Source organism: Mycobacterium sp. Marseille-P9652 (genome assembly GCF_902652685.1).
In the GTDB taxonomy this organism is placed as follows: Bacteria; Actinomycetota; Actinomycetes; order Mycobacteriales; family Mycobacteriaceae; genus Mycobacterium.
In genome coordinates this window covers 120,687-130,012 of the sequence record NZ_CACRUY010000011.1, presented here as the reverse complement: position 1 = coordinate 130,012, position 9,326 = coordinate 120,687, and the positions used below count along the sequence as shown (strand labels likewise).

General features: G+C 70.6%; 9 protein-coding genes. 6 read left to right on the top strand and 3 right to left on the bottom strand.

Annotated features, from left to right (window positions below):
* Positions 1 to 164: 164 nt before the first annotated feature.
* Positions 165 to 1,760 carry a glutamine-hydrolyzing GMP synthase gene (guaA, locus tag GPY60_RS09290; protein ID WP_156687359.1) on the bottom strand — a complete coding sequence of 532 codons (1,596 nt, stop codon included), beginning with the start codon at positions 1,758 to 1,760 and terminating at the stop codon, positions 165 to 167.
* Between the two features lie 24 nt (positions 1,761 to 1,784).
* The gene (locus tag GPY60_RS09285; protein ID WP_156687358.1) at positions 1,785 to 2,990 is read right to left on the bottom strand and encodes an acyl-CoA dehydrogenase family protein; all 1,206 of its coding nucleotides are present in this window, start codon (positions 2,988 to 2,990) and stop codon (positions 1,785 to 1,787) included.
* A 60-nt stretch (positions 2,991 to 3,050) separates the two neighbouring features.
* Between GPY60_RS09285 and GPY60_RS09280 the strand changes: the two genes are divergently transcribed.
* Both GPY60_RS09280 and GPY60_RS09275 read left to right on the top strand, forming a co-directional pair.
* Complete coding sequence (locus GPY60_RS09280; RefSeq protein ID WP_156687357.1) at positions 3,051 to 3,707, top strand: TetR/AcrR family transcriptional regulator; 657 nt, start codon at positions 3,051 to 3,053, stop codon at positions 3,705 to 3,707.
* Positions 3,708 to 3,754: 47 nt separating this feature from the next.
* On the top strand, positions 3,755 to 4,303 hold the full coding sequence (locus GPY60_RS09275; RefSeq protein WP_156687356.1) for a peroxiredoxin-like family protein: 549 nt from the start codon (positions 3,755 to 3,757) through the stop codon (positions 4,301 to 4,303).
* Here the strand turns inward: GPY60_RS09275 and GPY60_RS09270 are convergent.
* Positions 4,285 to 4,926 (bottom strand): winged helix-turn-helix transcriptional regulator, encoded by a 642-nt coding sequence (locus GPY60_RS09270; RefSeq protein WP_156687355.1) that lies wholly within the window; start codon positions 4,924 to 4,926, stop codon positions 4,285 to 4,287. The two genes, GPY60_RS09275 and GPY60_RS09270, sit on opposite strands and share 19 nt — an antisense overlap.
* A gap of 77 nt (positions 4,927 to 5,003) precedes the next feature.
* Here GPY60_RS09270 and GPY60_RS09265 point away from each other — a divergent pair, with 77 nt between their 5' ends.
* The 4 genes from GPY60_RS09265 to GPY60_RS09250 are packed head-to-tail and all read left to right on the top strand — an operon-like array spanning position 5,004 to position 9,278.
* Complete coding sequence (locus GPY60_RS09265; protein WP_156687354.1) at positions 5,004 to 6,542, top strand: MFS transporter; 1,539 nt, start codon at positions 5,004 to 5,006, stop codon at positions 6,540 to 6,542.
* Positions 6,539 to 7,627, top strand: a complete 1,089-nt coding sequence (locus tag GPY60_RS09260) for an NmrA family NAD(P)-binding protein (RefSeq protein ID WP_156687353.1) — start codon at positions 6,539 to 6,541, stop codon at positions 7,625 to 7,627. Before GPY60_RS09265 ends, GPY60_RS09260 begins: the two co-directional genes overlap by 4 nt.
* Positions 7,624 to 8,472: a class I SAM-dependent methyltransferase gene (locus tag GPY60_RS09255; protein WP_156687352.1), complete on the top strand. Its 849-nt coding sequence runs from the start codon at positions 7,624 to 7,626 to the stop codon at positions 8,470 to 8,472. Before GPY60_RS09260 ends, GPY60_RS09255 begins: the two co-directional genes overlap by 4 nt.
* Positions 8,469 to 9,278 carry a class I SAM-dependent methyltransferase gene (locus tag GPY60_RS09250; RefSeq protein ID WP_156687351.1) on the top strand — a complete coding sequence of 270 codons (810 nt, stop codon included), beginning with the start codon at positions 8,469 to 8,471 and terminating at the stop codon, positions 9,276 to 9,278. Before GPY60_RS09255 ends, GPY60_RS09250 begins: the two co-directional genes overlap by 4 nt.
* Positions 9,279 to 9,326: the final 48 nt, after the last annotated feature.

Below are 9,326 nucleotides of genomic sequence, written 5' to 3'. Positions count from 1 at the left end.
CGGCGGCACACCCTGCGCTACCAGCTCCCAAAACCGACGGCGCACCGATAACCCCTGAGGCTCACCCGTCATCAACACCCCTAACTACGAAGTGTTGCAATCACCCCTTGAGCCCAAGCGGCGTGTCTTCACAACCGGTTACGTGTCGCGCGACCTTCCGCCGACTACTCCCACTCGATCGTGCCGGGCGGCTTGCTCGTGATGTCGAGCACCACGCGGTTGACCTCGGCCACCTCGTTGGTGATGCGGGTCGAGATGCGCTCCAGCACCTCATACGGCACGCGGGTCCAGTCGGCCGTCATGGCGTCCTCACTGGACACCGGGCGCAGCACGATCGGGTGCCCGTAAGTGCGGTTGTCCCCCTGCACCCCGACCGAGCGGACGTCGCCGAGCAGCACGACCGGGCACTGCCAGATCAGCGCGTCGAGGCCGGCCGCGGTGAGTTCCTCGCGCGCGATCGAGTCGGCGCGCCGCAGTGTCTCCAGCCGCTGCGCGGTGACCTCGCCGACGATCCGGATGCCCAAGCCGGGGCCCGGAAAGGGTTGCCGCGCAACGATTTCCTCGGGCAGGCCCAGTTCCCGGCCGACGGCACGCACCTCGTCTTTGAACAGCAGCCGCAGCGGCTCGACGAGCTTGAACTTCAGGTCGTCGGGCAGGCCGCCGACGTTGTGGTGGCTCTTGATGTTCGCGGTGCCGCTGCCCCCGCCGGACTCCACCACGTCGGGATACAGCGTGCCCTGCACCAGGAAGTCGACTTCAGAGTCCGTGTCCGCCCCACTGTCTTGCAAGATATCCCGCACCGCGCCCTCGAACGCCCGGATGAACTGCCGGCCGATGATCTTGCGCTTGCCCTCGGGATTGGTCACTCCCGAGAGCGCCTGCAGGAACGTGTCCGCCGCGTCGACGGTGACGAGGTTGGCGCCCGTCGCGGCGACGAAGTCACGCTGCACCTGCGCGCGCTCGCCGGCCCGCAACAGCCCGTGGTCGACGAAGACGCACGTCAGCCTGTCCCCGATCGCGCGCTGCACCAGCGCGGCGGCCACCGCCGAGTCGACGCCGCCGGACAGCCCGCAGATGGCGTGGCCGTCGCCGATCTGCGCGCGCACCTGGGCGACGAGAGCGTCGGCGATGTTGGCGGGCGTCCAGTCCGCGCCCAGCCCGGCGAAGTCGTGCAGGAACCTGCTGAGCACCTGCTGCCCGTGCGGGGTGTGCATCACCTCGGGGTGGTACTGCACCCCGGCCAGGCGCCGCTCCCGGCTCTCGAAACCGGCGACCGCCGCGCCCGCGCTGCTGGCCACCACGTCGAAGCCATCGGGGGCGGCGGTGACGGCGTCGCCGTGGCTCATCCAGACGGGCTGCGTGCTCGGCAGTCCCGAATGAAGCTCGCCGCCAACCACTTTGAGCTCAGTGCGCCCGTACTCGCTGGTGCCGGTGCGGGCGACGGTCCCGCCCAGCGCCTGGGCCATCGCCTGGAACCCGTAGCAGATGCCGAACACCGGTACCCCGAGGTCGAACAGCGCGGGGTCGATCTGCGGCGCGCCCTCGGCGTAGACGCTGGACGGGCCGCCCGAGAGCACGAGCGCCGACGGGTGCCGGGCCTTGATCTCGTCGACCGAGGCGGTGTGCGGGACGACCTCGGAGAAGACCCGCGCCTCGCGCACCCGGCGGGCGATCAGCTGCGCGTATTGCGCGCCGAAGTCGACGACAAGCACGGGTCGCGACGGCTTGCCGACGGCTTCGTCGTCAGTAGGTTGGGCCACGCGGCCAGCTTAGTGGCTGCCCCGTCACATCAAGTGGGTCGGCTGCGCGAGACCGAACCGGGTGCCGGCGTAGCGCTTCAGCGCCGCCGGGCTGAAATACACGTGCTGGCCCGCGGTGTGGATGTCGCGGAAGCACCGTTGCAGCGGATGACCCGCGTGCACCGCGCCTGCACCGGTCAGGCCGAACGCGGCGTCGACCGCCCGACGGGCCGCGCGCATGGCGTGGTGGGCCGCCAGCTGGAAGCCGGCGCGTTGCTCGAGTGAGGGGGCATCGCCGGCGCGGGCGGCGTCCCACAGCGCGCCCGCCCGGTCGACGACGAAGGCCCGCGCCGACCGCAAACCGGCTTCGGCACTGGCGAACTCGACCTGGGCCGCCGGATCCTCGGCGAGCGTAGCGAACGTGCCCGCGCGGGCCTTGGTGGCCGCGAGCGCGGTGTACTCGTCGAGCGCGCGCCGCGCGATGCCGAGCGGGACACCCACGAGGGCCACGCCGACGAGCGTGAAGAAGGGCAGCCTCCACAGCGGCCCGTCCTGACGGGCCGGCTCGAAGAACGGGCTGATCGTGTGCTCCTCGGCGACGCGCAGTCCCCGGCCCACCACATCGTTGCTGCCGGTGGCGCGCAGACCCAGAACGTCCCAGTTGTCGACGATTTCGGCCTCGGCGCGCGGAAAGAACGCCACGCGCCAGTCCGGGCCCCGCTCCGGGATCATCCTGGGCGCCGCAGCGTCGGGGGCGTCGAACACCATCGCCCCGGCCAGCATCCACTCGGCGTGGCGGCAGCCGCTGGCGAACGGCCACCGCCCGTCGAGGGTGAACCGGCCGGCGCCGTCCGGGACCGCCCGGCCGGTGGGGGCGAACACGGTGGCCGCCAGGAAGTCGGCGTTCGGCCCGAACAACTCCGCGGCGACGGCCGGGTCGAGCCACGCGGTGAACGCGGGTCCGCCGGCGCCGATGGCCGCGATCCAGCCCGTCGAACCGTCGGCGCGCGCCAATTCCTCGATCGTTTCGATGAACTCGACGGGCGCCACCTCGCAGCCGCCGAGCGTGCGCGGTTGAAGGGCACGGAAGATGCCGGCCGCGCGCAGCCGCCCCACCAGGTCGACGGGCAGCGTCCCGAGGGCCTCGGCCTCGTCGGCGCGCCCGGTGATCTCGGGCGCCAGGGCGCGCGCCACCTCGGTCAAAGAGTCGAAGTCGGACAAAGTGGCGCGGGCGGGGATTGCGGTGGTCATACGAGTCTCCCTATCTTTGATACAAGTAATAGTATTCGATACAGGAGCATGTACTCAAATATGGGATCTGTCAATAGGCCGGACGGCGGTCCGTCACCCCGCCGCTACGACTCGAGCCGCCGTCGCCAACAGGCCCAGCAGAACCGGCACGCCGTCCTCGCGGCGGCCCGGACGCGCTTCCTGGCCCAGGGCTACTCGGCGACCACGGTCGCCGAGATCGCGCGCGACGCCGGCGTGTCGGTCGAGACCGTGTACAAGGCGTTCACGACGAAGGCGGGCGTGCTCAAAGCGCTGTTCGACGTGTCGGTCGCCGGCGACGACGAACCGGTTCCCATGGCCGGGCGCGACGTCATCCAGGACGTGCGCGACGCGGCGCGGGCGGCCCGCAAGATCGAGCTCTACGCCAGGCACCTGGCCGCCACGATGCCGCGCAGCGCCCCGGTCCAGTTGCTGGCCCGTGACGGCGCGGCGGCGTCCCCGGACGCCGCGCAGGTGTGGAAGCAGATCCGCCACGAAACCCTCACGGCCATGACCATGTTCGCGTCCGACCTCGCCGAAACCGGCGAGCTGCGGGTCGGCACCACCCAGGCGCGCGACATCCTGTGGACGTACCATGCACCCGAGCTCTACGAGCTTCTCGTGCTGGAGCGCGGTTGGTCGGCCGCGCGCTACGGCAAGTTCCTCACCCTGGCACTGACGGCCGCCCTCCTCGGCTAGGCGCGCTCGCTAGTCTGGACCTCACCACGTCGGACAAGGAGCCATCCGTGACCCAGGGCTGCCGAACAGGAAGCGTCGTTGCCCCACGGGAACTCGTCAGCGTCTCCGGCGAAGCCGTCTGCGTTCCCGATCCGGAACACCTTGTGCACCTGCAATTCCGGCGCTTCGCGGGATGCCCGATCTGCAACGTCCACCTGCAGTCGCTCGTGCGCCGGCACGACGAGATCGCCGACGCCGGCATCCGCGAGGTGGTCGTGTTCCACTCGACCGACGACGAGTTGCGCCGTTATGTCGGCCAGTTACCGTTCGCGGTGATCGGCGACCCCGACAAGGCGCTGTACGCCGAGTTCGGCGTGGGCTCCTCGGCGCGTTCGCTGTTGCACCCACGGGCGATGCCCGCAGCGGCGCTGGCGGCCGGATTCCGTCAGGGGGTGCGCAACACGAACCTCCATCCGACCGGCGGCCACCTGGGCCTGCCCGCCGACTTCCTGATCCGCCCGGACGGGCGCGTCGTGGCCTGCAAACTCGGCAGTCACGCCAACGACCAGTGGTCGGTGGACGAGCTGCTGAGCCTCGCCTACAGCGAGAAGGCCTGACGCACCGCGGCGACGGCCTGCGGGTCTCCGTCGACGCGTATGCGCCGCGCCGCCGCCCTGCGCTTGGAATCGGACGCCCCGCTCCGGGCGGCGACCAGGTCAGCCGCGCTCGCGGTGATGGTCACGGCCGGCTCGCCGCGCGGGGCCGTGAAGCGACCGCCCGCCAACGCGAAGTCGAAACGGCGGCCGTCGATCTCGGCCCGGCAGACGGCGTTCAGGCCCGGGGCGCTGGCGGGGTCGAAGGGCAACAGGATTCCGGCGAGGAATCCGTTGAGCGTGGAGACGGGGCCGCCGTCGACGGGGTCCAGCCGGTCCAGCCCCAGCGCCGCGACGCTGCGCAGCACCGGTAGGACCTTCAGCCAGCCCATGTCGGTCAGCGCGTACACGGTGCGCGCGATCGGGGCGGGCAGGTCGGCGCGGTCGACAAGCCCGGCCTCCTGCAGCTCCTTGAGCCGCTCCGCCAGCAGATTGGTTGCGATGCCGGGCAACTCGGCCCGCAGGTCGCTGTAGCGGCGCGGCCCGCCGACCAGCTCGCGCAGGATCAGCAACGTCCAGCGCTCACCGATGACGTCGAGCCCGCGCGCGATCGGGCAGTTCTGGTTGTAGTTCCGGCGGGTGGACACCCGCACAGCATACCACTTAGACAAGATTTTCAAGTATTCACTTGATTTGTTTGTTTACAGCGTTTACATTCCTGTTCATGCGCAACGACTCCGCACCCCCGATCTTCCGCAATCACCCCGCCGCGGCACTGGCCGTCATCTGTCTCGGCGTGTTCGTCATCAGCGTCGACGCCACCATCGTCAACGTCGCCCTGCCCACCCTGTCGCGCCAACTCGACGCCGACACCGCCCAGCTGCAATGGATCGTCGACGCCTACACCCTCGTGATGTCCGGGCTGCTGCTCTCGGCCGGCAGCCTGTCCGACCGCTTCGGCAGGCGGGGCTGGCTCAACGGCGGTCTGGCGCTGTTCGCGCTGACGTCCGCCCTTGCCGCGCAGGCGCATTCGGCGGACCAGCTGATCGCGGCGCGCGCCGCCATGGGCGTGGGCGCAGCGGTGATCTTCCCGACCACGCTGGGCCTGATCACCAACATCTTCACCGACCCGGCCCCGCGCGCCAAGGCGATCGGCCTGTGGGCGGCCATGGTGGGCGTCGGCGTGGCCGTCGGACCGATCAGCGGCGGCTGGCTGCTCGAACACTTCTGGTGGGGCTCGATCTTCATGGTCAACATCCCGATCGCCGCGCTGGCCATCGTCGGCGGCATCCTGTTCGTGCCGACCTCGCGCGACCCGGCGGCGCCGCGCGTCGACGTCCCCGGCCTGGTGCTGTCCGCGGCCGGGATCACGACGCTGGTCTACACGGTCATCGAGGCGCCCACCTGGGGCTGGACCGACGCGCGCACCGTCGCCGGATTCGGCACGGCCGCAGTCGTTCTCGTCATGTTCGCGCTGTGGGAGCGGCGCAGCACCCATCCCATGCTGGATGTCTCGGTGTTCGTCAACCGCCGGTTCTCCGGCGGCAGCCTGGCGGTGACCGCCGGCTTCCTGACCCTGTTCGGCTTCATTTTCGTCATCACCCAGTACTTCCAGTTCATCAAGGACTACACGGCGTTCCAGAGCGGCGTGCGGCTGCTGCCGGTCGCCGCGTCGATCGCCCTGGCCAGCATCCTGGGACCCCGGCTGGTGCAGCGGATCGGCACCACCGCCGTCGTCGCCGGCGGCCTCACCGTGTTCGCCGCCGGGCTGGCGTGGGCGTCCACCGCCGACGCCGCCACCCCCTACGGCGAGATCGCCGCGCAGATGCTGCTGCTCGGTGGCGGCCTCGGCCTCACCGTTTCGCCGTCCACCGAGGCCATCATGGGCTCGCTGTCCACCGACAAGGCGGGCGTCGGCTCGGCCGTCAACGACACCACGCGCGAACTCGGCGGCACCCTCGGCGTGGCCATCGCGGGCAGCATCTTTGCGTCGGTGTACTCGGGACACCTCAGCGCGACCGCGCTGACGGGGTTGCCGGCCGAGCCGATGCGGCACTCGATGGCTTTGGCGCACAGGGTAATCGAACAACTACCCACACAACAGGCACACCACGTGCGCGACGCCGTCGACCACGCCTTCCTGGACGGGCTGCAGGTCAGCTCCCTGGTCTGCGCGGGCATCGCGCTGGGCGCGGCGATCGTCGTCGGGTGGCTCCTCCCGGCTTTGGAACCGACACATCAACTGGAAAGGCAAATGTCATGAACCCTCGAGTATTGGTCGCCGGCGCCACGGGCAAGGTCGGGGGCGCGGTCGCCACCCAGCTCCTCCAGCACGGCGTTCCCACCAGGGCCATGGTGCATCGCGACGACGCGCGCAGCGCCCGGCTGCGCGACCTGGGAGCCGAGGTCGTCGTCGCGGACATGTTCGACATCGCGCAGGTCACCTCCGCGGTCACCGGGGTCGACCGTGTGTTCTTCAACCCGCCATACCATCCCCACGCGCTCGACGGCGCCGTCACCTTCGCGGTGGCCGCCCGGCGCGCGGGTGTGGAAGCGGTTGTGGTGCTGGGACAATGGCTGGCCAGCCCGGATCATCCCTCGCTCATGACCCGGCAGGCCTGGTTGACCGACAGGCTGTTCGAGCTGCTGCCGGACACGGCCCATGTGGCCGTCGATCCGGGCTACTTCGCCGACAACTACCTGCAGCTGGTGCCGATGGCCGCCCAGCTCGGGGTGCTGCCGACCCCGACCGGCGGGGGGCGCAATGCCCCGCCCTCCAACGAGGACATCGCGCGCGTCGCCGTCGGGGGGCTGCTCGACCCGCACCGCCACGACGGGCGGGCCTACCGCCCGACCGGTCCGAAGCTGTTGTCCGGCAGCGACATCGCCGACGCGGCCGGCGAGGCGCTGGGCCGGCGCGTACGGCACATCGACATACCGCCATGGATGTTCATGCGCGCCGTGCGGGTCAACGCCAAACGCCTGGGCGCCGACCCGTTCTTCCAGTCCAGCCTGCGCCACTACCTGCCCGAACACGGCCTCGGAACTTGGGAGTTCGGCGGCCCCACCACCCACGTCCGTGACGTCGCCGGCGTCGAGCCCGAGGACTTCCTCACCATCGCGCGCCGCTATGTCACCGGCCCCGAAGCGCGGCGCACCCCGGCGAACTTCCTCCGTCAGGTGCGGGACTTCCTCTTGACCGGCCTCGTGCCGATGCGCCGGCTGGACAGATTCGACCGCCTCCAACAACATCCACGGCCCGCGCACCCCGCGTTCGCGGGCGAGTCCGCGATGTGGCGAGAACAGCACACCGCGGCCGTCGAACCGGAAAGGATCGCAGCACGATGAACACGCCCTCCCCCTCCGCCACCCCCACGGGCAGCACCGGCAGCACCTACGCCCTGGGCCACGCCGACGTCGAGGTGCAGCGCCTGCTTCTGCAGGGACGGCTCTACAACCACCACACCGAGCACGCGTTGCGGCTGGCCGGCCTGCGGCCCGGCATGCGGGTGCTCGACATCGGCTCAGGGCCCGGTGACGTCTCCTTCGTCGCCGCGAAGCTCGTCGGCCCGACGGGCGGCGTGCTCGGCGTCGACGCCGCGCCCGAAATGGTTGAGCTGGCCCGCGCCCGGGCCGCCGAAATGGGTTTGCCAACCGCGCGTTTCGTCCACGGCGCGATCGACGAGGTCGTCCCGGACGAGCAGGTCGACGCGGTCATCGGCCGGTTGATCCTCATGCACCTGCCCGATCCGGTCGCGACGCTGCGCCGCCTCGCCTCCTTCGTGCGCCCGGGCGGCGTGGTCGCCTTCTCCGAGAACGACATGACCGCGACGCGCAGCATCCCCGACCTCCCGCTGTTCGATCAGGTGACGGCGGGCATCGTCCGGGCCTTCGAGACCATGGGGCTCAGCGCGCGGTTCGGCACCACGCTGCACCAGGTGTTCGCCGACGCCGGCCTGGGCACACCGCGGTTGACCCAGGGCACGCCGATCGGCACGGCCGCCGACACCGACATGCTGGAATACGCCGCCGAGGTGTGGCGGCTGGTCTCACCGATCGCGCAGCAAGCCGGCTTCGCTATCGACGGCCTGACCGACCTCGACGAGTTCGTGCCGCGGTTCCGTCATGAGGCCCTCGCGGCCAACGCGGTGTTCACGATGCCGTCGATGATCACCGCCTGGGTGCGGAAATGAGCACCGACATCCGCGGCCATTACGCAACGGGATTGTCCCGCAACAACATTCGCGAAGCCCTGCTCGCCGCCGGCAAAGAGCTGGACCGGCTCGCGCCCGCCGACCTCGCCATGCTCGAGGACTTCCACACCATGGGCCGCATCGCCACGGCCCAGCTGACCGAGCTGGCGCGCATCACGTCCGGCACGCGGGTGCTGGACGCCGGCAGCGGGGTCGGCGGCACCGCGCGCTACCTCGCCGACCGCTACGGCTGCCCGGTCACCGCCGTGGACCTCACCGAGGAGTACTGCGAGGCGCACCGGTGGCTCAACGGGCTCCTCGGGCTCAACGGCCTCATCACCGTCCACCAGGCCGACGTCACCGAACTGCCCTTCGCCGACGGGAGCTTCGACGTCGTCATCAGCCAGCACGTGCAGATGAACGTGGCCGACAAGGCGCGACTGTACGCCGAGGCCCGCCGGGTGCTCACCGGCGGACGGCTTGTGTTGTGGGACATTACAAATGGCGACGGTGGCGACCTGGACTTCCCGCTGCCGTGGGCGGACGGGCCGTCCGCCAGCCACCTCGTCGGCCCCGACGAACTGCGCACCGTCATCCAAGCGTCCGGTTTCGCCGTCGAGCAGTGGAACGACCTCACCGATCAGGCGGCCGAACTGATGCGGGCCATCCTCGCGCAGCCCGCCGGCCCGCTGGGTCTGCACGCCTTCGTCCCCGACTTCGCGCGCAAGGCCGACAACCTCACCCGGGCGCTGACGGACCGACGCCTGCGGGCGATTCAGGGGGTCGCGACGGCAATCGGCGGGTGATCGTTGGCGGCAGGCATCTCCGCATGGTGGAGTGGGTATCGCTCACAT

What these genes read in the sequence shown, in the direction of transcription:
- GPY60_RS09285 (WP_156687358.1), bottom strand. Translation starts at nt 2,990, where the DNA reads ATGACCACCGCAATCCCCGCCCGCGCCACTTTGTCCGACTTCGACTCT.
- GPY60_RS09280 (WP_156687357.1), top strand. Translation starts at nt 3,051, where the DNA reads ATGGGATCTGTCAATAGGCCGGACGGCGGTCCGTCACCCCGCCGCTAC.
- GPY60_RS09265 (WP_156687354.1), top strand. Translation starts at nt 5,004, where the DNA reads ATGCGCAACGACTCCGCACCCCCGATCTTCCGCAATCACCCCGCCGCG.
- GPY60_RS09260 (WP_156687353.1), top strand. Translation starts at nt 6,539, where the DNA reads ATGAACCCTCGAGTATTGGTCGCCGGCGCCACGGGCAAGGTCGGGGGC.
- GPY60_RS09255 (WP_156687352.1), top strand. Translation starts at nt 7,624, where the DNA reads ATGAACACGCCCTCCCCCTCCGCCACCCCCACGGGCAGCACCGGCAGC.
- GPY60_RS09250 (WP_156687351.1), top strand. Translation starts at nt 8,469, where the DNA reads ATGAGCACCGACATCCGCGGCCATTACGCAACGGGATTGTCCCGCAAC.